General features: G+C 63.7%; 22 protein-coding genes and 1 tRNA gene. 20 read left to right on the top strand and 3 right to left on the bottom strand.

Annotated elements, in window-relative coordinates:
* Nucleotides 1–59: 59 nt before the first annotated feature.
* From glpK to proC, 3 genes are all read left to right on the top strand, one after another.
* Nucleotides 60–1592, top strand: coding sequence for a glycerol kinase GlpK (glpK, locus tag HU144_RS17130; protein ID WP_235352320.1), 1533 nt, complete (start codon nucleotides 60–62; stop codon nucleotides 1590–1592).
* 253 nt (nucleotides 1593–1845) lie between these two features.
* On the top strand, nucleotides 1846–2844 hold the full coding sequence (locus tag HU144_RS17125; protein ID WP_235352319.1) for a sugar phosphate isomerase/epimerase family protein: 999 nt from the start codon (nucleotides 1846–1848) through the stop codon (nucleotides 2842–2844).
* A gap of 47 nt (nucleotides 2845–2891) precedes the next feature.
* Complete coding sequence (gene proC / locus HU144_RS17120) at nucleotides 2892–3728, top strand: pyrroline-5-carboxylate reductase (RefSeq protein WP_235352318.1); 837 nt, start codon at nucleotides 2892–2894, stop codon at nucleotides 3726–3728.
* Nucleotides 3729–3773: 45 nt separating this feature from the next.
* On the opposite strand, the gene HU144_RS17115 is transcribed toward proC, so the two are convergent.
* Nucleotides 3774–4655 (bottom strand): LuxR C-terminal-related transcriptional regulator, encoded by an 882-nt coding sequence (locus HU144_RS17115; RefSeq protein WP_235352317.1) that lies wholly within the window; start codon nucleotides 4653–4655, stop codon nucleotides 3774–3776.
* Nucleotides 4656–4766: 111 nt separating this feature from the next.
* Between HU144_RS17115 and HU144_RS17110 the strand changes: the two genes are divergently transcribed.
* From HU144_RS17110 to HU144_RS17095, 4 genes are all read left to right on the top strand, one after another.
* Nucleotides 4767–5108 carry a DUF485 domain-containing protein gene (locus HU144_RS17110; protein ID WP_101583976.1) on the top strand — a complete coding sequence of 114 codons (342 nt, stop codon included), beginning with the start codon at nucleotides 4767–4769 and terminating at the stop codon, nucleotides 5106–5108.
* Nucleotides 5105–6751, top strand: a complete 1647-nt coding sequence (locus tag HU144_RS17105; RefSeq protein WP_235352316.1) for a solute symporter family protein — start codon at nucleotides 5105–5107, stop codon at nucleotides 6749–6751. Before HU144_RS17110 ends, HU144_RS17105 begins: the two co-directional genes overlap by 4 nt.
* 265 nt (nucleotides 6752–7016) lie before the next feature.
* A tRNA-Gly gene (locus HU144_RS17100) sits at nucleotides 7017–7087 on the top strand.
* A gap of 436 nt (nucleotides 7088–7523) precedes the next feature.
* Nucleotides 7524–8579: a hypothetical protein gene (locus HU144_RS17095; protein ID WP_235352315.1), complete on the top strand. Its 1056-nt coding sequence runs from the start codon at nucleotides 7524–7526 to the stop codon at nucleotides 8577–8579.
* Between the two features lie 206 nt (nucleotides 8580–8785).
* Here HU144_RS17095 and HU144_RS17090 read toward each other — a convergent pair whose 3' ends face one another.
* Entirely contained in the window at nucleotides 8786–9448 is a 663-nt protein-coding gene (locus tag HU144_RS17090) for a potassium channel family protein (protein WP_193072196.1), read from the bottom strand.
* Nucleotides 9441–10850: a TrkH family potassium uptake protein gene (locus tag HU144_RS17085; protein WP_235352314.1), complete on the bottom strand. Its 1410-nt coding sequence runs from the start codon at nucleotides 10848–10850 to the stop codon at nucleotides 9441–9443. Before HU144_RS17085 ends, HU144_RS17090 begins: the two co-directional genes overlap by 8 nt.
* A 59-nt stretch (nucleotides 10851–10909) precedes the next feature.
* On the opposite strand from HU144_RS17085, the gene HU144_RS17080 reads away from it, so the two are divergent.
* From HU144_RS17080 to resB, 13 genes are all read left to right on the top strand, one after another.
* Nucleotides 10910–12115: an acetoin utilization protein AcuC gene (locus HU144_RS17080; protein ID WP_235352726.1), complete on the top strand. Its 1206-nt coding sequence runs from the start codon at nucleotides 10910–10912 to the stop codon at nucleotides 12113–12115.
* A 218-nt stretch (nucleotides 12116–12333) separates the two neighbouring features.
* Nucleotides 12334–12432, top strand: a complete 99-nt coding sequence (locus tag HU144_RS17075) for a 30S ribosomal protein bS22 (RefSeq protein ID WP_009882927.1) — start codon at nucleotides 12334–12336, stop codon at nucleotides 12430–12432.
* Nucleotides 12433–12507: 75 nt separating this feature from the next.
* Nucleotides 12508–12753 carry a glutaredoxin family protein gene (locus tag HU144_RS17070; protein ID WP_143922017.1) on the top strand — a complete coding sequence of 82 codons (246 nt, stop codon included), beginning with the start codon at nucleotides 12508–12510 and terminating at the stop codon, nucleotides 12751–12753.
* Between the two features lie 27 nt (nucleotides 12754–12780).
* The gene (locus HU144_RS17065) at nucleotides 12781–13476 is read left to right on the top strand and encodes a redox-sensing transcriptional repressor Rex (protein ID WP_235352313.1); all 696 of its coding nucleotides are present in this window, start codon (nucleotides 12781–12783) and stop codon (nucleotides 13474–13476) included.
* On the top strand, nucleotides 13473–15950 hold the full coding sequence (gene hemA, locus HU144_RS17060) for a glutamyl-tRNA reductase (protein WP_235352312.1): 2478 nt from the start codon (nucleotides 13473–13475) through the stop codon (nucleotides 15948–15950). The genes HU144_RS17065 and hemA overlap by 4 nt, the downstream gene beginning before the upstream one ends.
* The gene (locus tag HU144_RS17055) at nucleotides 15947–17539 is read left to right on the top strand and encodes a uroporphyrinogen-III synthase (RefSeq protein ID WP_235352311.1); all 1593 of its coding nucleotides are present in this window, start codon (nucleotides 15947–15949) and stop codon (nucleotides 17537–17539) included. The genes hemA and HU144_RS17055 overlap by 4 nt, the downstream gene beginning before the upstream one ends.
* A 1-nt stretch (nucleotide 17540) precedes the next feature.
* Nucleotides 17541–18545 (top strand): porphobilinogen synthase, encoded by a 1005-nt coding sequence (gene hemB / locus HU144_RS17050; protein WP_235352310.1) that lies wholly within the window; start codon nucleotides 17541–17543, stop codon nucleotides 18543–18545.
* Complete coding sequence (locus tag HU144_RS17045; protein ID WP_235352309.1) at nucleotides 18545–19060, top strand: MarR family winged helix-turn-helix transcriptional regulator; 516 nt, start codon at nucleotides 18545–18547, stop codon at nucleotides 19058–19060. The genes hemB and HU144_RS17045 overlap by 1 nt, the downstream gene beginning before the upstream one ends.
* 62 nt (nucleotides 19061–19122) lie before the next feature.
* On the top strand, nucleotides 19123–20460 hold the full coding sequence (gene hemL, locus HU144_RS17040) for a glutamate-1-semialdehyde 2,1-aminomutase (protein WP_235352308.1): 1338 nt from the start codon (nucleotides 19123–19125) through the stop codon (nucleotides 20458–20460).
* Nucleotides 20460–21101: a histidine phosphatase family protein gene (locus HU144_RS17035; RefSeq protein ID WP_235352307.1), complete on the top strand. Its 642-nt coding sequence runs from the start codon at nucleotides 20460–20462 to the stop codon at nucleotides 21099–21101. The genes hemL and HU144_RS17035 overlap by 1 nt, the downstream gene beginning before the upstream one ends.
* Nucleotides 21098–21712: a TlpA family protein disulfide reductase gene (locus HU144_RS17030; protein WP_235352306.1), complete on the top strand. Its 615-nt coding sequence runs from the start codon at nucleotides 21098–21100 to the stop codon at nucleotides 21710–21712. The genes HU144_RS17035 and HU144_RS17030 overlap by 4 nt, the downstream gene beginning before the upstream one ends.
* 5 nt (nucleotides 21713–21717) lie before the next feature.
* Nucleotides 21718–22473: a cytochrome c biogenesis CcdA family protein gene (locus tag HU144_RS17025; protein ID WP_235352725.1), complete on the top strand. Its 756-nt coding sequence runs from the start codon at nucleotides 21718–21720 to the stop codon at nucleotides 22471–22473.
* Entirely contained in the window at nucleotides 22473–24122 is a 1650-nt protein-coding gene (gene resB, locus HU144_RS17020; protein WP_235352305.1) for a cytochrome c biogenesis protein ResB, read from the top strand. The genes HU144_RS17025 and resB overlap by 1 nt, the downstream gene beginning before the upstream one ends.
* Nucleotides 24123–24313: the final 191 nt, after the last annotated feature.

The following is a 24313-nucleotide window of genomic DNA, read 5'->3' as shown; positions in this document are numbered from 1 at the left end:
GTCGAACCTTCGTCTGAGTCACCAGCAATCCACAGCATCACATCGCCATAGGAGTCAGCATGAGTCAGGAAAAATTCATCCTCGCCATCGACCAGGGCACCACCTCGTCGCGGGCCATCGTCTTCAACCACGACGGACAGATCGTGTCCTCGGGCCAGCTTGAGCACGAGCAGATCTTCCCGCGGGCCGGCTGGGTCGAACACGACCCGTTGGAGATCATCAGGAACACGAACGAGGCGATCGGTCAGGCTCTGACCCGCGCCGGCATCAACCGCCACCAGCTCGAGGGTGTGGGCATCACGAATCAGCGTGAGACCACGGTCATCTGGAACAAGAACACCGGCAAGCCCGTCTACAACGCGATCGTCTGGCAGGACACACGGACCCAGAAGATCTGCGATGAACTCGCCGGAGACGAAGGGCCCGACAAGTACAAGGAGCGCGTCGGCCTGCCCCTGGCGACGTACTTCGCGGGACCGAAGGCCAAGTGGGTCTTCGACAACGTCGAGGGCGTCAAGGAGTCTGCTGAAGCCGGCGAACTGCTCTTCGGCACCATGGACACCTGGGTTCTCTGGAACCTCACCGGCGGCGTCAACGGCGGAGTCCACGTCACCGACGTCACGAACGCCTCGCGCACGATGCTCATGAACATCAAGAGCCTCGACTGGAACGAGGAGATCGCCGGCGACATGGGCATTCCTGTCGCGATGCTCCCAGAGATCAAGTCCTGTTCGGAGGTCTACGGCTACGGCGCCAAGAACGGCCTCATCATCGACACTCCGATCTGCGGCATCGTCGGCGACCAGCAGGCGGCGACCTTCGGTCAGGCGTGCTTTGAGAAGGGCCAGGCCAAGAACACCTACGGCACCGGCAACTTCATGCTCATCAACACCGGCAACGAGCCCGTGGCCAGCAAGAACGGACTGCTGACGACTGTCGCCTACAAGATCGGCGACAACGCGGCCGTCTACGCACTCGAAGGCTCCGTGGCCGTGACTGGTTCCCTCGTGCAGTGGTTGCGCGACAACTTCGGCATCATCTCCGAGGCCCCCGAGGTCGAGACACTCGCGAAACAGGTCGACGACAACGGCGGCTGCTACATCGTGCCGGCTTTCTCGGGACTCTTCGCCCCGCACTGGGAGTCTGACGCACGCGGAGTGATGGTGGGACTGACACGCTTCGTCAATAAGAACCACATCGCCCGGGCGGCTCTCGAATCGGTGGCATTCCAATCCCGCGAGGTCCTCGATGCGATGGACCTCGATTCGGGAGTCAAACTCACCGAGCTCAAGGTCGATGGCGGCATGGTCGCCAACGAAACGCTCATGCAGTTCCAGGCCGACCTCCTCGGCGTGCCCGTCATCCGCCCCGAGGTCGTCGAGACCACGGCTCTGGGTGCGGCCTACGCCGCAGGCATCGCCGTGAAGTTCTGGAACGGCGAGGAGGACGTGAAGAGCAACTGGCGTGAGGACAAGCGCTGGCTGCCGTCGATGGACGAGGACACGGTCGCTCGCGCCTACCGACTGTGGAACAAGGCAGTCGAGAAGTCGAAGAACTGGGTCGACGAGGACGTCGAAGCCCTCCAAGGCTGACATCCGGCCGAGGCCGGCCCTCGCCGAGGTGGGCCTCAGCCGAGGTTGATCGTGAACATGCGCTCTGGCACCGCCGGGGACACTGCGTCGAGGACGTGGGTGATCTCTGTGCGGTGCCAGCCGTGTTTGGCATAGAGCGCATTGTCGACGCAAGCACGGCGAACTCGAAAATCAACTACTGATCCGGCCTCGCGACTTCAGGGCATATGCTTTCTGAGGGAATATGGAATCTTCGAGGACTAAACTGGGTGAGATGAGCAGGGCGAAACGGTCGAAGTCAGCACGTAAGGTCTACACCGCAAAGAATTCCGCGCGGTCCAATTCGCGACGGCACCGTGAGTACTTCGACAGTCATCAGGTCTACGACCACGAGACCCAGCACAGTTCGGACCACCAGATCCGGATCGGACTCTCCAGCTCCTCGGTGTCGCCGATGACCGTTGCCGAGACCTTCTCCCAAGCAGCCGAACTCGGCTACGACGGTGTCGAGATCATGGTCACCCACAATGCCGAAACCCGCGACGTCGACCTCATCAACGGCCTGGCCGCGGAGACCGGACTCGAAGTCATGTCCCTGCACGCACCGACCCTGCTCTTCCTGCCTCGCGTCCTGCACAAGGACCACTGGGAGAAGCTGCGCATCACTGCGAACCTCGCCAAGGAGGTCGGTGCCAAGACTGTGGTCCTGCATCCGCCGTTTCGGTGGCAGGGGGAGTACGCGCTGGGCTTCGTCGACGGTGTGCGGCAGGTGTCGGAGGAGACCGGAGTCGTCCTCGCCGTGGAGAACATGTACCCCTGGCGCGCAGGCGTGCGCGAGGTCCTCGTCTACTATCCCGACTGGAACCCCCTCGACGAGGACTACGATGCCCTCACCTTCGACTTCTCCCATGCCTCGACGGCCGGCATGAACGCTGTCGAGACCGTGTCGGAGATCTTCGACAAACTCCGCCACGTCCATCTCACCGACGGCTCCGGATCCCTCAAGGACGAACATCTGATCCCCGGCGCCGGCACCATGCCCGTGGCCGAAACCCTGCAGCTCCTGGCCAAACGCAACTGGTCCGGCGACGTCGTCGTCGAAGTCAATACACGCTTCGTGACGAAGAAGTCCACTCGAGAGCAGATGCTCGCCGACTCCCTTGCCTTCGCCCGCACCCACCTCGGCCTTGAGACCGAGGACCGCCACCGCAATGCCTCGAGCCACGTGCGCACCAGTGAGCAGCGCACGAGCGAGAGACAGTCGAACACCTGAACACAGCACGCACACCGACTGAACCACCACAGAAAGGCAGGTCTGATTTGACCACCATCGCCTCCATCGGCACGGGAAACATGGGCTCGGCACTGATCAAGGGAATCCTGAGCGCCGAGGAGAAGCTCGAGGTTCGAGCGACGACCAATTCGGCCGCCTCGGCGAAACGACTCGCTGCGGAGCTCCCGAGCGCGACCATCATCTCGTTGGAAGACGATGCCGAGGCCAACCAGAAGGCCGCTGCAGGGGCGGACTTCGTCTTCCTCGGAGTCAAACCGTGGATGATGGCCGACACGCTGCGCGAGCTCGCCCCGAGCCTGGATGCGGAGACCGTCCTCGTCTCGATGGCCGCCGGTGTCGCCATGGACGATCTGGCCACGCTGGCGCCGAAGAACCCGATCGTGCGGATCATGCCCAACACCCCCAGCTCCATCGGACACGGAGTCATCGCCCTCGCCCCCTCCACCGAGGTGGACGGGACCACAGTGGACACACTGCGGACTCTGCTGTCAGGAGCCGGACTCGTCGTGGAACTGGACGAATCCGAGATCCCCGCCATGACCGGAATCTCCGGCTCCGGAGTGGCCTACTTCTTCCTCCTGGCCGAGACGATGATCGCCGCCGGTGTGAAGATGGGACTGAGCGAGGAGACGGCCAAGCAGATGGTCGTGGCCACTGCGGACGGAGCAGGCCGACTCCTGAGCGAGAAGCCGGACCCGAGCGCACAGCGTCAGGCAGTGAGCAGCAAGGGTGGCACCACACTCGCCGGACTGCAGACCTTCATCGACGCAGGGCTCTTCGATATCGCCGAGGCGGCTGCCCAGGCCGCAAGTGACCGGTCCCTTGAAATGGAGAAGGAGAACTCCGAAGTCATCAACGGCTGATAGCCAAGGCCGACCCGGCAGCCCGGGTCACCAGGGCTGTCCGAATCAGGGAAGGGCCCCGGCCGAGCGTGCGATGGACACTGCCTCATGCCGGGTGCCGGCCGAAAGTTTGACCATGGCCGTATTCAGGTAGGACTTCACGGTCGACTCCCGCAGTCCCAGCCCCTCGGCGATCCGGACATTCGACCATCCCAATGCCACATGCGAGAGAATGTCGGTTTCCCTGGGGGAGAGGCTGACAGTGGGTGTCGGGTTCGGGAACAGATCCGAATTGTGGCCGGAGAGGATGTCGGCCAGGCGGTTCTCCACGACGGTCAGTCTCTGGCGCATCTCGTTCTCGTCGACGCCTGAACGGATCGAGCGCAGTTCCGCATAGGTGCGGCGCAGAGCTTCCCTGCTCGAGGACTCGAGATCGGAGTAAAGGCGCTCGGGTTCTGCCGGTTCCTCGGGTTGTGGGGGCCGACCGAGCCGACCCAGATCCACTGACAGCTGCCGGACACGTTTGACCAGGTCGCTCGTCTGCGGCGCCGCAGAGTTGTAGTTTGTGCGATGACCGCAGTAGATCATGCCCGTGACGTCACCGCCGCGCAGCGTCGGGACGGCGATGAGCACCTTGATTCCCTCGCCGAGGATCTCTTCGTCGTAGTGATGGGTGATGAAGGGGTCGAGTCCGTAGTCCTTCGTCAGCTGGGGAGTGCCTTCGGTGAGCGCACGCCCACCGAGCCCGCGTCCGGTGCTGACGATGAGCGAGGATAGGCGGTCCTTGCCGCCTCCGGCCACCGCCTCGACGGTGACCTCGCCCTCGTCGACCGTTCCGCCGAAGACCACATCACCGGTCCCGCTGCGGTGCAGAGAGTCGATGGCTTCGATGAAGAGTCGGCGAGTCTCGGCCTTCAGCGCCCGAGATTCTCTGGTTTTGGCATTCATGTGAACAAGCTACCAACTTTCGGTGGTATTCCCCAGCGCCAACTGACCGTTAGTTTAAAGTTGTGTGATTCAGACCACTGATGCTCGACGCACGTTTCGAATGGAGAAGCAATGACCGATCCCGTGAGTACTCGGGTCGATTTCCTCGTCGAAGAGGAGAATCCCGAATTCAAAGCACTTAAGCGCAAAAGGTTCTCGGTGGTGATACCACTGTCGATCGGATTCATGGCGTGGTACTTCCTCTACGTCATCCTGAGCACCTACGCGCACGATTTCATGTCCACGAAGGTCATCGGTGAGATCAACCTCGGGCTGATCCTCGGGCTCCTGCAGTTCGTGACGACCTTCGCGATCACGATGTTCTATGTCTCGTTCGCGAACAAGAAGCTCGATCCGCCGGCCTCGGCGATCCGTGAACGCCTCCAGCAGCAGTCGGAAGGAACCACCCCATGAGCACAGTCGCCATAGGAGACCTCTTCGCTTCCAGTCTCGACAAAGTGTCCCAAGGCGTGACCGAGGTCGAGAACAACCCGATCCTCAACATCACGATCTTCGCCGCCTTCGTCGCGGTGACGATGTTCATCGTCCTGCGGGCCAGCAAGAACAATAAGTCGGCTTCCGACTACTACGCGGGCGGCAGGTCCTTCACGGGCCCGCAGAACGGATTCGCGATCTCAGGTGACTACCTGTCTGCGGCTTCGTTCTTGGGCATCTGCGGCGCCATCGCGGTCAACGGCTACGACGGCTTCCTGTACTCCATCGGCTTCCTTGTCGCCTGGCTCGTCGCCCTGCTCATCGTCGCAGAGCTGATGCGCAACACCGGCAAGTTCACGATGGCCGACGTGCTGTCCTTCCGTCTCAAACAGCGCCCTGTACGCATGGCCGCAGCGCTGTCGACGCTGGCAGTCTGCTTCTTCTACCTCCTGGCTCAGATGGCCGGAGCCGGTGGCCTCGTGTCATTGCTCATGGGTATCGACGGCAAGCTCGGCCAATCATTGGTCGTTGCTGTCGTCGGCGCGCTCATGATCATCTACGTCCTCGTCGGAGGCATGAAGGGAACCACCTGGGTCCAGATCGTCAAGGCGGTCCTGCTTATCCTCGGTGCCTTCGCCATGACCATCTGGGTGCTCGCCCTCAACGGGTTCAACCTCTCGACCCTTCTCGCCTCTGCGGTCAACAACTCGGGCGTCGGGGAGGCAATCCTCGAGCCGGGTCAGAAGTACGGTGAGAACCCGCTCGACTTCATCTCCCTGGCCTTGGCCCTGGTGCTCGGCACCGCTGGCCTGCCGCACGTTCTGATGCGCTTCTACACGGTCCCCTCTGCGAAGGAAGCTCGTCGTTCGGTCGTCTGGGCTATCTGGCTCATCGGTGCGTTCTACCTGTTCACCCTGATCCTCGGATACGGTGCGGCAGCACTCGTGGGTGCCGATGCGATTGAGAACGCACCGGGCGGAGTGAATTCGGCGGCACCGCTGCTGGCGCTCCACCTAGGCGGGCCCGTGCTCATGGGCTTCATCTCGGCAGTGGCCTTCGCGACGATCCTCGCTGTGGTCGCCGGTCTCGCGATCACCGCGGCAGCGTCCTTCGCTCACGACATCTATGCGAGCGTGATCAAGAAGGGCAAGGTCGAAGATCCCGATGCCGAAGTCAAGATCGCGCGTCGCACGGTCATCGTCATCGGTGCCGTGGCGATCATCGGCGGCATCGGAGTGCAAGGGCAGAACATCGCATTCCTCGTGGCGCTCGCCTTCGCAGTCGCGGCCAGCGCGAACCTGCCGACGATCGTCTACTCGCTGTTCTGGAAGCGCTTCACCACTCGCGGTGCGGTGTGGTCGATCTACGGCGGTCTGGGATCGGCGATCCTGCTGATCGCGTTCTCGCCGGTCGTCTCCGGTTCCGAGACAGCGATGATCCCTGGAGCAGACTTCGTGCTCTTCCCACTGTCGAATCCCGGAATCATCTCGATTCCGCTCGGCTTCCTCCTCGGCTGGATCGCGTCGATCACCGACAAGACAGTCGAGAGCCCCGAGCTGGCAGCGGAGATGGACGTTCGCGCCCACACCGGGTTCGGCGCCGAGGAGGCCGTCGAGCACTGAGCGCGAGACATGGTCCTCGTACGACATGATGCTCGTGCGGCTTGATGCTCGTGAGTCAGGATGCTGAGGGGGTGGCTGCGGCCGCCCCCTCAGACGTTGTTGCTGCATGCCCCTGCAGGGAACTCCATCCCGAAGACATACCGATATACACTGGGTGGGTCGATATACACTGGGGGAGTCGATATACACTGAGGGAGTCTCAGCGGGAACACTCTCGCCGCTTCAGGGTATATTCGCTGGTGAGAACATGTTTCGCCGGTCAAACGCGGGCGTAGCTTAATGGTAGAGCCTCGGCTTCCCAAGCCGATGACGCGGGTTCGATTCCCGTCGCCCGCTCTCGTGCACGTTGGTGGGGTCCAGTTTCCCTCATTGCCGTTCCTGCGCTCCTTCCTGCGCTCTTTCCTGCGCCTTAGTCACCGCGAACCCGCTGCTCGCTTGCCCAAAGTGCACAGGTACGTCACTTGTGCTCTACCTGCGCACTTGTTCCCAGCGGTTGTGTACGCGACCACCAGGGATCTGCGCCTTTGCAGTTTGCTGACGGGTGAATGTCAGCGGCGGAGCGCGCATGGGTGAAGTCCATGTTCCTCGTCGTCCCTTGTCAGCCACAGCAAAAGTCACGTCGGTCGCCGCCGCATCCGTTGGCGACTCAGGCTCGTTTCGTTGTGGACGATGCCGTGACTCAAGTGCGTGAACCCTGTGGAGGAGAAACCAGCTTCCACAGGGTTGAGTGAGTCCATTGAATCGCGTCGCACCTGCACCTGAGCATTGGCCCATGTACAACATTGTGCGAACTCGAGAATTGCACGCCAACGGGATCCACAGCCGCAGAATCGGCAGTGCGGTCGGCTGCTGTCTGCTCAAACTTACGTTTGGCATGTATTCGATTGTCGCTAGGTGTCAAAGCCCTCGTCACGGCAGAATCATGGACCTCATCACTGATGAAGCGTGGATCAAGACGGTTGGCGAACAGACGGATGCCACGGGACGGAAGAGCTACGCCCTGCTGGATACTATCGAGAAACTCAGAGTTGCGTCTTATCCGCTGTACCGGTCCGACGATGTGGTGTGCGGAGTCTCGGCGGCTTACATTCACGATCTGCCGTTGTACCGACCGCCACGTGGACTGATCCATGTGGCGAATCCGTCCCGACGGTGGAAGAGCAACGACCTGTCCCGCACGACCAGATCGATACCGGACGAGGATTCGGTTCACATCGGCAAGATGACGCTCACCTCACCCGTGAGAACGGCCCTTGACCTCATTGGGCACTTGGGGGAGCCAGCGGCATTCGCTGCGCTGGAGAAGGTTCTGCGGAGAGCGGTGTTCGGCTCTGAGCTCCGTGCAGACGATGCGGCACGTTTCGGATATCCTAAGAACACCGGTCAGCTTGCGCGAACGTGTATCGATGAGGGCTTTGCTCCGGTCGTTGGTCGGCTTCCGAAAGGGCACCGGCGGGCAGAACGGCTGCTTGCCTCCATCAGTCCATTGTCGGAGAGCTATGCCGAAAGTCTATGTGCCTACAACCTCTCAATTCTCAAGATCTCGGGCTTCGAACAGCAGGTCGATGTGTTCGATGGCCACCGACGTATCGCGCGGGTTGATTTCATGCACAGGGCCTCGAAGACGATCATCTTTGTGGACGGCGTGACGAAATACGTCGACAGCGGGTTCTCCCTGATGCGGAAGGAGTCTGCGCAATACAATCGCCTCATCGCAATGGGCTACCGGATCGTCCGGCTCAGTTTCGTCGAGGCAGTCGACTTGGAATCCCTCGCGACCAAACTGTACGGCCAGGCACCGTGGCTACGCGGGGCTGAGCGCGTCTGAATCCAAGCATTATGACGCCGCTACGAAGCAACCACTTGGCATAAGTGCCCACGTAGTGCACAAGTGCTCTACCTATGCACTTTCAGCAAGCTGGTGCTGTTCGCCAGCCGATAGGGCACCGGCCCGCACTGCTCCCCGCTGGCCCGCACTGCTCCCCGCCGGCTCGCACCTCGCCTGCGGCTGAGGTCGCTCTTCGCTCAGTTGTCCTACGGGCGTCCGGCGAAGCGCCCCAGCAGCTCCACGTGGCCGGCGACGATGAGCAGGTCCTGCTTGCCGACGCGGGTCGTGGGCTCGGCGTATGTGAAGTCGCGACCGGGGCTCTTGATGCCCACGATCGTGACCCCGTACTTGTCGCGCACGCCGGACTCGCTGAGGGTGAAGCCCTGGATCTCACGCGGGGGACGCATCTTCACGACTGCGAAGTGGCCTTCGTCGAATTCGATGTACTCCATCATCCGCGAACTCACCAGGTGCGCCACCCGCCGGCCGGCATCGGATTCGGGGTAGAGGACATGGTGGGCGCCGATGCGGTGGAGGATCTTGCCGTGTGAGGGGGAGATGGCCTTCGCCCACACCTGACCCACGCCCAGATCGACGAGGTTGGCCGTCGTCAGCACACTGTCCTCGATCGAGGTGCCGATGCCGACCACAGCCGTGGAGAAATCACCGGCACCGACCTGCCGCAGCGCATCGATGTTGGTGGCATCGGCCTCGACGACATGGGTGAGCTTTCCGCTCCAGTCCTTGACGAGCTCGGCACTGTGCTCGATCGCCATGACCTCACGTCCCAGCTTCGCCAGCGTGGCAGCGGTCGATGACCCGAAGCGTCCGAGTCCGATGACCAGGATTGAGGTGTGTTCGTTAGCCAACGACAGGCCTTTCTTCGGGGTAGCGGTACAGGCGCACCGAGTCCTGCATGGACAGGGCTGCCGCCAGTGTAATCGTACCGAGACGGCCGATGAGCATGATCACGGACAAACAGTACAGGCCTGCCTCATTGACCGTGGCAGAGACCCCGGAGCTCAATCCCACGGTGCCGAATGCGGAGATCACCTCGAACAGCACCTTGTCCAGCGGCTCGGCGGAGATCTGCAGCATCGCCAGAGTGCCGATGAAGACGATGATCGCACCCGTGAGGAGAACAGAGATCGAGAGCTTGATCGTCGACGAGGTCAGGCGCCGTCCGAAGACATGCACGTCCTGCAGACCGCGGGCCTCGGCATAGGCGGCCAGCACCAGCACAGCTACGGTCGTGACCTTGATGCCGCCGGCCGTTGACGACGATCCGCCGCCGATGAACATCATCAGGTCCATGAGCAGGTGTGAGGATTGGTTCATATCCGCAATGTCCATGGTCGAGAACCCGCCCGAACGCGGCATCACCGCCATGAATAGGATTTCGACGAACGTGTGGCCCGCGTTCTTGTCACCCAGAGTGTCGGGGTTGGCTGATTCGAAGATGAGGAGGAACAGGAGGCCGATAGCCAGGACTGCGGTCGTCGTCGTCAGCGTCAGCTTCGTGTGCAGGTCCCACTTCTTCGGATGATTCCACTGCATGGCGATCATGAGCACAACGGGGAATCCCAGCGCGCCGACGAAGACGCCGAGCATGAGCAGCGAGAGGATCCATGGGTCGGATGCGAAATAGGCACCGCCGCCGGGGTGGATCGTGAAACCGGCGTTGTTGAACGCCGAGATCGAGTAGAACACCGAATACCAGAGAGCGTCGCCGATGTTCTCGCCGCGGATGAGGAACCGCGGGAACATCAGCACCGCAAGAATCGCCTCGGCGGTGACGATGGTGATGACCACGGTCTTCAGCAGTGTGCCGACCTGGCCCAGATTGAGCGCCGAGGTGGCCTGCTGGGCGATGAGGCGCTGCCTGACTCCCAGCCTCCGAGAGACCGCCATGCCCAGCACAGAAGCGAGGGTGAGGATGCCCAGGCCACCCACCTGGATACCGGCGGTGATGACCGAGATCCCGAAGTCTGACCAGTAGTTCTCCGTCACCACCGGAGTCAGGCCCGTGACGCAGACGGAGGAGACGGCCACGAATACGGCGTTCGCAATGTGCTCGGCCTGGGGCACCGAACCGGGATCGCGCATGCTCGCAGGCAGCATCAGAAGAATCGCGAAGAATGCCACCACCGCGATGAAGGATCCGATCGCCAGACGAGCCGGCGAGGCAACGGCGAGGTCGTCGACGAAGTCGCGGACCCACCGGCCGGGGCGCAGGATCCGGTCGAAGCGCTGCGGGGAATTCTTGGACACAGACTCTATGGTAGATCCCGAAGCGTGCGAATCTCCGTAGGTGAGCTGTGCCATATAGCATGGTGCCCATGGCCGATAGCGATGTATATGTCGTCTGGGACGACGCGGTGACCGGGTACAACTTCGGTCCCAGCCATCCCATGCACCCTCTCAGGCTTGATCTGACTGCGAAATTGGCCATCGACTTCGGCCTCTTCGATGCCGACAACGTCCATATCCACGGCGTCGGTGAGGTCGAAGAGGACACGCTGGCGAATCTCCACGATGCGGACTTCATCGCCGCGGTGAAGAAGGTCGGCGCCGGTGCCGAACTCAGCGATGAGGATGGGAAGAAGTACGGCATCGGCACCGAGGATGTGCCCGGGTTCGACAACATGCATGCCGCCTCGGCGATGCTGTTCCAGGGCTCGGTGGACTCGGCGCGGGCCATCATCTCCGGGGACTACTCCCACGCCGTGAACTTCACCGGCGGAATGCACCATGCGATGCCCGATCACGCGAGCGGGTTCTGCGTGTACAACGACATCGCCGGTGCCATCACCGAATTCCTCAAAGCGGGATACGTGCGCATCGCCTACATCGACCTCGATGCCCACCACGGGGACGGCGTCGAGAAGTTCTTCTGGGACGACCCTCGGGTGCTCACGGTCTCGATGCACGAATCGGGGAAGTTCCTGTTCCCCGGCTCCGGCTTCCCTGCCGACATCGGGGGACTGCGCGCGGCCGCCTCGGCGGCGAACATCGCACTGCCGCCGCGCACACTCGACGCGGAATGGCTGCGGGCCTTCGACGCCACGATCCCCGCGATCATCGGCGGATTCGAACCGCAGATCATCGTCTCCCAGCACGGCTGCGACGGACATCGCAGCGACCCACTGACACACATGCGACTGAGCGTCGATGCGATGCGGGTGGCCACCGAATGGGTCCGCGACCTGGCCGCCGAACACACCGACGGAAAATGGCTGGCGACCGGGGGAGGGGGCTACTCGATCATCGACGTGGTGCCCCGAGCCTGGACCAATGTGCTCGCGATCTCCGCCGGGCTCGACATCGATCCAGGTGTCCGCATCCCGGGCCGCTGGGCCAACTACGCGCAGACGAAGACCGGGCGGGAAGCGCCCCTGTCGATGACCGACGGCTTCGACGGCACATTCACTCGCTGGTCGAACGGGTTCGACCCCGAATCCGAACTCGACCGCGCCGTGATGGGCACCCGCAAGAATCTGTTCCCGTTCTTCGGCCTCGACGCCTACTTCGACTGAAGCCAGTCGCCTACTTCGACTGAAGTCGGCCGCCTACGTCGACTGTGGCTCACCTCCCCCGGGATCGCGAGACCGCCAATCCGCGGATCGTGCCAGCGGCGCTGTGGATCTGGACACAGTTTTGGGAAAGCAGAGGCCCAAGCGATAGAATTGCACGGTTAGTTCAAAGGGTGGGCACCAGATGTTCACCTCCACCGACGATCACAAGGGGTACCCGCGTGGGCTCAGTCATCAAGAAGCGCCGCAAGCGTATGTCGAAGAAGAAGCACCGTAAGCAGCTTCGCAAGACACGTCACCAGCGTCGCAACAAGAAGTAAGACCGGACACGGTCCTACGCCCCCGCTCGAATCTGAATTCGGCGGGGTTTGTTGTCGCCCGATGAGGAGTGTGCAGTGGTCACATTGACCTTCCTGACACGCGCCGACTGCCACCTGTGCGAGACCGCAAGGGATGCCATCGCCGAGGCTGTGGCTGGCAGAGACGTCAGTGTCAGTGAGATCGACATCGATACCGATGATGATCTTGCCGGACAGTACGGCTGGGATGTCCCAGTGGTCCTGCTCAACGGCCGGCAGCACAGCTTCCATCGGGTCGATTCGGGCCGGCTGTCGAGAGCACTTGAGGCTCTGGGCGCATGAGATCGTTTGAAGGAGTGACGCGTTTTCGTGGGCGAGATTCTGTCCGCCAACAGCATTGAGGGTGTCGTCCGAAAGGACGTGCCCGAACGCGTCATCTCCCGACTCCCGATCTACCTGCAGACGGTTGAGACGATCGCTGCAACGGGTCAGTCAACGATCTCCTCGGAGGCGTTGGCGGCCCGCAGCGGTGTGTCGTCGTCGATTCTGCGCAAGGACCTGTCCCAGCTGGGACGCTCGGGTCGGCGCGGGGTCGGCTACTCCTGTGAGGATCTCGCCTCGACTCTGCGCACATTCCTCGGTCTCGACCGGTCGCGCACCGTTGCCATCATCGGCGCCGGTCGCCTGGGCTCAGCCCTGGCAGACTACGCAGGATTCAAACGCCGCGGACTTTCACTCACCGCAATCTTCGACACCGATGAGGCCAAGATCGGAACCGTGATCGGCACTCTGCCGGTCTCAGACCTCACCGAACTTGCCACCTGGCCCGAGGACATCGACCTCGTCGTCATGGCAGTACCCGCATCCGCGGCACCGGCGGCGGCTCATATGGCCGCCGAGGCAGGCGTGCGCGGGATCCTGAACTTCGCACCCACCGTGCTCGACGCCCCGGATTCGATCCGCGTGCATCAAGTCGATCTGGCCAGTGAGCTGCAAGTACTCGCATACTATTCGGCGCTAGATTCGGCACCGCTCAACCCAGGTTTTGAGGAGCACAGGAATTGACTCTCTTGGTTCTCGGCATTTCCCATCAGTCGGCCCCGATCGACATGTTGGACGCCCTCGCATTCGGCACCGGTGAGGTCGGAGCACTGCGCACCGACGCTTTGGCCGGCGACAATGTGGAGGGACTCGCGGTTCTCTCGACGTGCAACCGCCTGGAGCTCATCGCCGATGTCACCGCCTTCCACGGGGGCCTCGCCGATCTCGGCAATGCCCTCGTCTCCTCCATCGACAAGGAATGGCAGGACATCGCCGGGCACTTCTACGCCCACTACGATGCTCAGGCCCTGGAGCACCTGCTCAAGGTCTCCTGCGGTCTTGATTCGATGGCGATCGGCGAAGCCCAGATCCTGGGACAGCTGCGCTCGACATTCACCGAGTCGCTGTCGGCGGGCGCACTGACTTCCGACCTCTCGCATGCACTGCAGCAGAGCCTGCGGGTGGGCAAGCGCGCCCATTCGGAGACCGGACTCGATGAGGTCGCCCGCTCACTCTTCAGCGCCGCCCTCGAAGCCGCCCAAGCCCACATCGGATCCCTGCGGGCCGCGAATGCGCTGGTCATCGGTGCCGGCGCTATGTCGGGCCTCGTCGTCTCGGGCCTGCACAAGGAAGGCGTGGCGCAGACCACGGTGCTCAACCGCACCGTGGACAAGGCAGAGCGCCTCGTCGCCGAGGTGGGCGGCCGTGCCCGCGAACTGACCTCCCGGATCCTCGCCGAGGAGATCGCCGACGCCGACCTCATCATCTCCTGCACCGGTGCCCGGGAAGTCGTGGTCACCCGTGAGGACATCCAGGCCGGTCTGTCCCAGAACCCCAAGGGCGCAGCGAACAAGGCCTTCGTCGATCTCGCCCTGCCCCACGACATCGACCCCACGGTGCGCGAGTTCGAACACGTCGCGCTCTTCGGTCTCGCCGAGATCCGAACCATGCTCACCAGCTCTGCGAACCAGCGTGACGCTGCGGTCGTCGAAACCGTCGAATCGGTGCGTGCGATCATTCAGGAAGAGCTGGCCAAGCTCGAGACCGGTGCCAAGGAACGATCGGTCGCCCCCACAGTCACGGCGCTGCGCAGCCACGCCAAGGATGTTCTCGCCGCGGAGACGAAGCGTCTGGAGAAGAAGATCGGCGCCGATGTCGATGACAAGGCCTTCGCTGAGATCCGCAAGTCCCTGCACCGTGTGGCGGAGAAGCTGATCCACACGCCGACGGTCAAGGTCAAGGAACTGGCCGTCACGGACTCCGACGTCGACTACGCGCAGGCGCTGATGCAGCTCTTCGATCTGCCGACGAACAAGGTCGCCCACTCGATCGCGAAGCCAGAGACCAAGATCGCCACGGCCTCGAGTGCGAATCATGTTGAGGCCGACGGCGTGCGTCCCGTGGCCGACCACACTCTCGACATCGTCGAACCCGAGCACTTCTCCGGTCGCACGATCCGCTTGGGCACTCGCCGCTCGAAGCTCGCACGCTCCCAGTCCACGGCGATCGCCCACCAGCTGGCGGCACTGACCGGCTGGCGCGTCGAGATCGTCGAGGTTGTGACCGAGGGCGACGTCAACATGTCGCCCCTGACCGGATTCGGCGGCACCGGCGTCTTCGTCTCCGCCGTCCGGCAGGCACTGCACCAGGGCAAGATCGACATCGCAGTGCATTCGCTCAAGGACCTGCCCACCACCCCCGAGGCTGGCATCCAGATGGCTGCGATCCCGCCCCGGGTCGATCCCGCCGATGTCCTCATCGGCCGGGACGGTCTGAGCTTTGCGGATCTGCCCGCAGGCAGCGTCGTCGGCACCGGTTCCCCGCGCCGTGCCGTGCAGCTGCGCGCCGCGAGACCCGATATCGAGGTCCGCGGGGTGCGCGGAAACGTCGATACACGCATCGCCCACGTCCGTGACGGACGGCTCGACGCAGTCGTGCTGGCCGCGGCCGGAGTCCGCCGCATCGGCCGCTTGGCCGAGGCCACCGATTCCCTCGACTTCGACACGATGCTTCCCGCCCCCGGGCAGGGAGCCCTGGCCGTTGAGACGCGGGGAGCAGACAGTCCCTTCGCCCTCGACAACGAGGTCATGGCTGCCGATGCCGAGGTCCGCGATCAGCTCAAGCTCCTCCACGATGAGACCACCGACCTGGCCGTGACCTGCGAGCGGGCGATCCTGTCCCGTGCGGAGGCCGGATGTTCGGCCCCCATCGGTGCGCTGGCCACAATCCAGGGCTCGGACTTCGTCGTCGACGCGGTCATGGCCGATGACGACGGAAACCTCGCCCGCACTCGCCAGAGCGCCCCGCTGCCCATGACTCCGGACGTGGATCTGGACTCGGGCAGCGCGAATCAGCTGTCGATCACAGGCAAGGAGTTCGCTCGGCTCGCCGACGAACTCGGCACCGCAGCGGCAGAAGATCTGCTGGGGCAGCTCGGCATCGATCCCGCCCAGTCCGCGGATCACCTCACCCCTGTCAAAGTCCAGGAGCAGGTATGACTACCGGCCAGGTTCAGCCCCGACGTCTTCTGCCCGTCTCACCCCGCGTCGTCTTCATCGGCAGCGGTCCAGGTGAGTCGGGTCTGATGACGATCCGCGGCGCCGACATCCTCGCAAACGCCGAGATCGTCGTCTACGACACCCACGTGCATTCTGAGATCGTCACCGCCTACGTGCCGCAGGCCACTGAGATCATCGAGGCTGCTGAGCTCGGTGCGACGGCCTCGACACGGGGACGCAAGCTCGCCGAGCTGGCTCGCCCAGACAAGACCGTGGTGCGGCTGAGTTCCGATGACGGCATTCTGTTCACGACGACGACTGCCGAGGCCGCCGTGTGCCGCAAGGCCGACGTCGACGTCGAGATCGTGCCCGGAGTCGGACTCTCCGCGGCCACCTCCGCCTACACCGGAACCGCGTTGACGACGAATCGCGTGCGTTCGGTCCGCTTCATCGAGGCAGGCCCGCAGACCCACGTCGACGTCTCCCGGCACCGCAACACCACCCACGTGCTCACGGGCACGACAGCCGATCACGAACAGGCGATCCGCGCTCTGCTCGACGACGGCTGGGATGAGAACACGAAGGTGCTGCTGGGCTGGGGCATCTCCACCACCGATCAGACGAGTGTGGAGACCACCCTGGGGCAGGCCCTGACGATGGCGCAGTCCGGCGGAGATCGTATGGTGGTCATCATGGGACAGGGAGTGGAATCGCGAGGCGCACTCAGCTGGTTCGAGACCAAACCGCTCTTCGGATGGCAGGTCCTCATCCCGCGGACGAAGGAACAGGGCACCTCCACCGCCGAGGCGCTGGGAGAGCTGGGTGCTGTCGGCACCGTTGTCCCCACGATCGCCGTTCAGCCCCCGCGCACGCCGACGCAGATGGAGAAGGCGATCCGGGGCCTCGTCGACGGGTCCTACGAATGGGTGGGCTTCACCTCGGTCAATGCCGTCCGCGCGGTGCGCATGTGGTTCGAGGACTTCGGTCTCGACTCCCGTTCACTCTCCGGTGTGAAGGTTGCGGCCGTCGGGGGTCGCACCGCCGCTTCACTCATCGACTGGGGCATCACCCCCGATCTCGTCCCCGACGGAGAGCACTCGGCACGTGGCCTCGCTGCGGCCTGGCCGGACTACGTCGACGACATCGACCCCATGAACACGGTGCTCCTGCCGCGCGCCGACATCGCCACCGAGGTGCTCGTGGCCGGGCTCCTGGAGAAGGGCTGGGACCCGGACGACGTCACGGCTTACCGCACCGTGCGCGCCTCGCCGCCTCCGGCTCCCATCCGGGAGGCCATCAAAGCCGGTGACTTCGACGCCTTCCTCTTCACGTCCTCCTCCACGGTGCGCAACCTCGTCGGGATTGCCGGAAAACCGGCAGCCACCTCGGTGATCTGCTGCATCGGACCTGCCACGGCGAACACCGCGGCCGAACACGGCCTGCGAGTCGACGTCCTCGCCGAGGAAGCCAACCTCACCTCCCTCATCGACGGATTGGTCGAATTCGCGATGTCCGCACGCGAAGACGACCTGGCGGCGGGAACCACCCCGACGCGCCCCAGCCAGAAGCGCCGCAGAAAGAAGGCCTGATATGACATTGGTCCCCGGAACCGTTCGGCCCCGCCGCCTGCGGACGACACCGGCCCTGCGCCGGCTCGTCTCCGAGTCGCGCCTGCACCCGGCCGATCTCATCCTGCCCATGTTCGTCAAGGAGACGCTGAGCGAACCGGCACCGCTGACCAGCATGCCCGGCGTCGTCCAGCACACCCTGGATTCCCTGCTCGAGGCAGCCAACGAGGCTGTGGACGCCGGTGTCGGCGGACTGATGCTGTTCGGAATTCCGGAACACAAGGACAATGAAGGCTCCCAGGCTGATGATCCCGAGGGCATCCTCAACCGAGCGTTGACGCTGCTGCGGGACAACCTCGGCGATTCGACGGTCATCATGGCCGATCTGTGCCTCGACGAATTCACCTCTCACGGACACTGCGGAGTCCTCGATTCCGCGGGCGGCGTCGACAACGACGCAACCCTGACGCGCTACGCCTCGATGGCCGTGGCGCAGGCTCGCGCCGGAGCCCACGTGGTGGGACTGTCCGGGATGATGGACGGTCAGGTCGCGGCCTGCCGGGAGGCATTGGACCTGGAAGGCTTCACCGACGTGGTCGTGATGGCCTATTCCGCAAAATACGCTTCGGCGTTCTTCGGTCCGTTCCGCGAAGCCGTGGATTCGGAGCTTCAGGGCGACCGCAAGACCTACCAGCAGGATCCCGCGAACGGCCGCGAGGCCATGCGCGAACTCGACCTCGACCTGGCCGAAGGTGCCGACATCGTCATGGTCAAGCCCGGCATGCCCTACCTTGACGTCCTCGCCGAGGTGGCCTGTGAGTCGCCGGTGCCCGTGTGGGCCTACCAGGTGTCGGGGGAGTACGCGATGATCGAATTCGCGGCCTCTGCCGGAGCCATCGAACGCGAACGCGCCATCGAGGAATCCCTCATCGCCTTCAAGCGTGCCGGAGCCGACGCGATCCTCACCTACTGGGCCACAGAGGTCGCGCAGCGACTGACCTCGCCGACGCAGGACGGGGCACTCTGATGAGCGAACCACGCTGGCTCAGCGGCCCCGATCAGAAAGCCTGGAGAAGCTATCTCACCGGGTCGCAGCTGCTGACCACGCAGCTGGACAAGGAACTGCGGGAGCATCACAACATCGGCATGCCCGAATACGAGATCCTGGTCCGGCTGAGCGAACATGAGAGCCGGACGATGCGCATGGCTCTGCTCGCGATGGACACGACGATGTCGCGTTCGCGTCTGACGCACAGCGTGGCTCGGATGGAGAAGAAGGGCCTTCTCGAGCGCTTCTCGATTCCCGAAGACGGACGCGGAGTCAACTGCCAGATGACCGATGCAGGCTGGGAGCTGCTCGTGACCATGGCTCCCACACATGTGGAAAGCGTCCGCGACCACCTCGTCGACCTGCTCGAGCCAGAGGAGATGGCGACTCTGGGGCGCGTGTTCGGCAAGGTCACCGCCCACATGCGTGAGATCGGCGAGGGGCCCGTTGATTCTCCACCGGCCGATGTCGAACCTTCGACGTCTGCGAACTGAGCTCACCGACTCCACTACCATCTGAACCGACCACCGATCCGGCGACTTCTTCAGGAGAACCCATGAAACACGAGACTGCGAAGTCGGCCGCGCTGTTCGAGCGCGCCGAACATGTCATCCCCGGTGGAGTGAACTCACCGGTGCGGGCCTTCAAAGCCGTCGGAGGCACCCCGCGCTTCATCACCTCGGCGACCGGAGCATGGCTGCGCGACGCCGACGGCAATGACTATATCGACCTCATCGGATCGTGGGGCCCCATGATCATGGGCCACTCCCGCCCCGAGGTGGTCGCCGCCGTGCAGGAAGCCGCCGTCAAGGGCTTCTCCTTCGGCACCCCGTCGACCGGTGAGGTCGAACTCGCCGAGGAGATCGTCGCCCGCGTCGAGCCCGTGGACCAGGTCCGGCTCGTGTCCTCGGGCACAGAGGCGACCATGAGCGCCATCCGGTTGGCCCGCGGCTACACGGGTCGGGCGAAGATTGTGAAGTTCGCCGGGTGCTACCACGGACACGTCGACGCGCTTCTGGCCCAAGCCGGATCCGGACTGGCCACCTTCTCCCTGCCCGACACCCCGGGCGTGACCGGTGCTCAGGCTTCGGACACCATCGTCGTCGACTACAATGATGCGGCAGGATTGGAGGCCGTCTTCGCCGAACACGGTGATGAGATCGCCTGCGTCATCACAGAGGCCAGCCCGGGCAACATGGGCGTCGTGCCTCCTCGCGACGGCTTCACCAACACCATCCGCCGCCTGACCAAGGCCCACGGTGCTCTGATGATCAGCGACGAGGTGATGACAGGCTTCCGCGTCTCGGCCGCAGGATGGTACGGCTATGAGGCAGAATCACTCGGCTACCCGGAGGGGCCTGCCGACCTGTTCACCTTCGGCAAGGTCATGGGCGGCGGCTTCCCTGCCGCGGCCTTCGGCGGACGTGCCGACGTGATGGAGCATCTGGCACCGACAGGACCGGTCTACCAGGCGGGAACCCTGTCCGGAAACCCTGTGGCCACTGCCGCCGGCCTGGCCACGCTGAAGCTGACGACCGAACTCGATGTGTACTCACACATCTCCCGCGCTGCGGACATTCTGCGGCCCGCAGTCGCCTCTGCGCTGGAGGCTGAAGGTGTGGCACACACCATTCAGTCGGCGAATTCGATGTTCTCCGTCTTCTTCACCGACCATGAGGTCATCAACTACGACGACGCCCGGAGACAGAACGTCGAGCGCTACTCCGCGTTCTTCAACGCCATGCTGGAGGCCGGCATCCACATGCCGCCGAGCGCCTTCGAAGCCTGGTTCCTCTCCTACGCACACACCGATGAGATCCTCGATCGGATCATCACGGCACTGCCGGCCGCAGCCAAGGCGGCAGCGGGTGTACCGAACACGCAGGGGAACTGATGACGACGATCCACCTGGTCAGGCACGGGGAGGTCGACAATCCGGAGGGCATCCTCTACGGACGGCTGCCGAACTTCGGTCTGACCGAACGCGGCCATGAGATGGCCCGACGGGTCGGCGAGCACTTCGCCGCAGCCTCGGCGCCCCCGGTCGAGCTCGTGTGCTCCCCGTTGCTGCGGGCGCAGCAGACGATCACCCCGCTGCGCCAGCGACTCGAGTTGCCGGTCTTCACCGATGACCGCGTGATCGAAGCCGCGAACTCCTTCGAGGGCCAGAAGGTCAACGGTCGCAGGTTGGCCGAACCGCGCAATCTGCTGCGGCTGTACAACCCGCTGACACCGTCCTGGGGTGAGCCCTACAGGCAGATCGTTCTGCGGATGCAGGCGGCCATGGCCAGCCTGCGCGCCAAGCTGAGTAAGCACGGACCTGAGGCCGAAGGCGTCATCGTCTCCCATCAGCTTCCGATCTGGATGACACGCCGGGCGGGGGAGCAGCGTTCACTCGTCCACGACCCCCGACGCAGGGAGTGTGACCTGGCATCTATCACCAGTTTCACATTCGAATCGTCCACACTTGTATCCGTGAGTTACGAGAGCATCTGTGCAGATCTGCAGCCTGGGCAAGCGGTGGCGGGAGCATGAATGCCCGCCCCGATCCGTTCAACCGCACCAATCCGATGAACCGTCGCACGCTCCTGACCGGACTGGTCGCCGGCACCGCTGTGGTTCTCAGCGCGTGCAGTGAGAATGACGAACTGGCCGATCAGGCCGGATCCGATCAGGGATATGTGTCCGGCTCCGGTGTCGTCTCCCAGGTGGCCAAGGACAAACGCGGGGAGCCTCTGGAGCTGAACTTCGAGACACTCGACGGGAAGTCGATGTCACTGGCCGACCTCCGGCCCACCCCGGTCGTCATCAACCTCTGGTACGCGGCCTGCCCACCCTGCCGGAAGGAAGCCCCGGCGCTGAAGTCCCTGGCCGAGGAATTCGGTGACGAGGTCCAGTTCCTCGGCGTCAATGTCCGCGACCAGGAAGCCGCAGCCAACGCGTTCATCTCGAACTACCAGATTCCCTATGCGAACATGCTCGACACCAACGGCGACATGGTGGCTCTGCTCTCGGGTGTCCTCCCGCCGCAGGCCACACCCTCCACAGTTGTCCTCGACGCGAAGGGTCGCGCCGCAGCTCGAGTCGTCGGAGAGGTCGATGAGTCGACGCTCAAAGGACTCATCGAGGACGTGCAGGCGGAGTGAGTGGAATCGGGGCGGACTTCGCCCAGACGGTTCTCGACGGGCCGCTGCTTCTGGCCGCCGGCGCGGCCGCACTGGCCGGACTCGTGTCCTTCGCCTCACCCTGCGTGCTGCCGCTGGTCCCCGGCTATGTCGGCTATGTCACCGGGCTGAGCGGGTCCTCCCTCAAAGACAAGGAGACCTGGCGGGTCGTCGTCGGGATCGCACTGTTCGTTCTCGGGTTCACCGTCGTCTTCGTCCTGCTGGGGACGGGGTTCTCGGCCCTGGGCGCACTGTTCTCACAGTGGCAGGGACTGCTCATCCGGATCCTCGGCGTCGTTGTCATCATCGCCGGCTTCGTGTTCATGGGCGGCTTCGGCCTGCTCCAGACCGAGCACCGGATCCGGGCTCGTCCTCAGGCAGGGCTCTGGGGCGCGCCCGTGCTCGGCGCGACCTTCGCCCTCGGCTGGGCCCCATGCGTGGGCCCGACACTGTCGGCAGTACTGTCGATGTCGGTCAGCTTCGGCGGCGATGGAACGATCTGGCGCGGCGCACTGTTGGCGTTCGTCTACTGCCTGGGGCTGGGCATTCCCTTCATTCTCCTGGCGGTGGCGATCCACAAGGGTGCAGGCCGCCTGACCTGGGTGCGCAGGCACCAGACGGCGATCGTCCGTGCCGGGGGCATCATGCTCATCGTGTTGGGCGTTCTCATGGCCTCGGGGCTGTGGAACGCGTGGATGACCTCTCTGCAGGGTCTGATCTATGATTTCGAAGTGGTGATCTAGTGGCGAAGAAGACCGCTGACAAGAACGCTGACAACAGCAAGCAGGTTGGCAGCCACAAGTCCGGTGTGACCCAGCCGCAGTTGGGATTCATCGGCATGTGCCGGTGGGCGTGGCGTCAGCTGACGACGATGCGGGTGGCACTGATCCTCCTCCTCGTCTTGGCCCTGGCCGCGATCCCGGGCTCCCTGCTGCCGCAGCGCATTCAGGATCCGGGCCGAGTCACCACATTCCTCGAAGCCAACGGGGCGTGGGGGCAGTTCCTCGACACGATCCAGATGTTCGACGTGTACTCCTCGATCTGGTTCTCCGCGATCTACCTCCTCCTCATGATCTCGCTGATCGGCTGCGTGATCCCACGCTCGGCCCAGCATTGGAAGGCCATGCGTTCGGCCCCACCCAAGGCGCCGAGGCGGTTGGGTCGGATGCCCGGATACGAATCCTTCACCTCGGCGACCGGATCAGCCGAATCCCGCGAAGCCGCAGACCAGGGATTCCTCGACACCGCCCAAACCCGGCTGAAGAAGCTCGGCTACCGCACCGTGCGCCACGATGATCACGTGGCCGCCGAACGAGGCTACCTGCGCGAGACCGGCAACCTGGTCTTCCATATCGCCCTTCTCGTGGCGACGCTGACGATGGCGATCGGATCCCTGTTCGGGTATCAGGGCCAGCGGATCCTCGTCGAGGGGGAGACATTCACGAACTCCCTGGTGGCCTACGACTCGTTCGAACCGGGCTCCTATTACGACGCCAACAACCTGCCGGATTTCCGGCTCAAACTCGACAGCTTCGAATCCACCTTCGACGACCAGGCTCCGGGGAGTCAGTTCGGCCAGCCCCGGACCTTCGATGCGAAGGTCACGGCCACCGCTGATGGGAAGAGCGAGAAGCACACGCTGCGCGTCAACGAACCCGTGCGCGTGGGCGGGACGGGCGTCTACCTGACCGGAAACGGCTACGCTCCGGAGGTCACGGTCAAGGACGCCAAGGGCCAGGTCGTGCAGTCCGGGCCGCAGGTGTTCATCCCCGACGGCGGAGACCCCGGCTACACCTCCGAAGGCGTCATCAAGGTACCCGATTCTGCTGGGACTCAGATGGGCTTCGTCGGCGTATTCCTGCCGACCGCCACTCAGAACGAGAACGGCGAACTCGTCTCGAGCTTCGCCGAACTGCGCAATCCCTACCTCGTGATGAGCGGGTACACCGGTGACCTCGGCCTTGACAACGGAACGCCGCAGTCGGTGTACACGATCGATGCCGAAAACATGACGGAGATGACCGATGCCACGGGCAACCCTCTGCTCATCCAACTCGCCGAGGGAGAGACTCAGAAGCTGCCCGATGGCGGGTCGGTGACGTTCGATGGGGTCAAACGCTATATCGCCGTCGACATCTCGCAGGACCCGACACAGGGTCTGATGCTCGTCAGCGCGATCGCCGTGCTGCTGGGTCTGGGTCTGTCCCTGTTCATCCCACGTCGACGCATGTGGGTGCGCATCAAGGATGGCCAGGCCGAAGTTGCGGCTCTGGCCCGTGGTGAGGACCAGATGGTCGAACGGGCTGCGAAGGACCTCGCGAAGGACCTCGCGAAGGATCTCGCCGATGAACCGGACGATGATCCTGACGATGATTCCGAGGAAAGGATCTGACGATCCTGACGAACGGAAGGGCCCGGTTCGGAGCGCTCGAGATCGGAGGCCCGAGATCGGAACGCTCAGGGTCGCGAGGCCCGAGATCGGAACGCCAGGGGAGACGAATGATTCGCTTTAGGTACTACGCGGAGTAGAATTGTCGCGGGTCGGCCCCGATGAGGGCTGTCCTGACGCAGCAACAGCTGTCC

Source organism: Brevibacterium sp. UCMA 11752 (genome assembly GCF_021532235.1).
In the GTDB taxonomy this organism is placed as follows: Bacteria; Actinomycetota; Actinomycetes; order Actinomycetales; family Brevibacteriaceae; genus Brevibacterium; species Brevibacterium antiquum.
The sequence above is the reverse complement of the archived record's forward strand: the minus strand, read 5'-3'. Positions and strand labels throughout refer to the sequence as shown.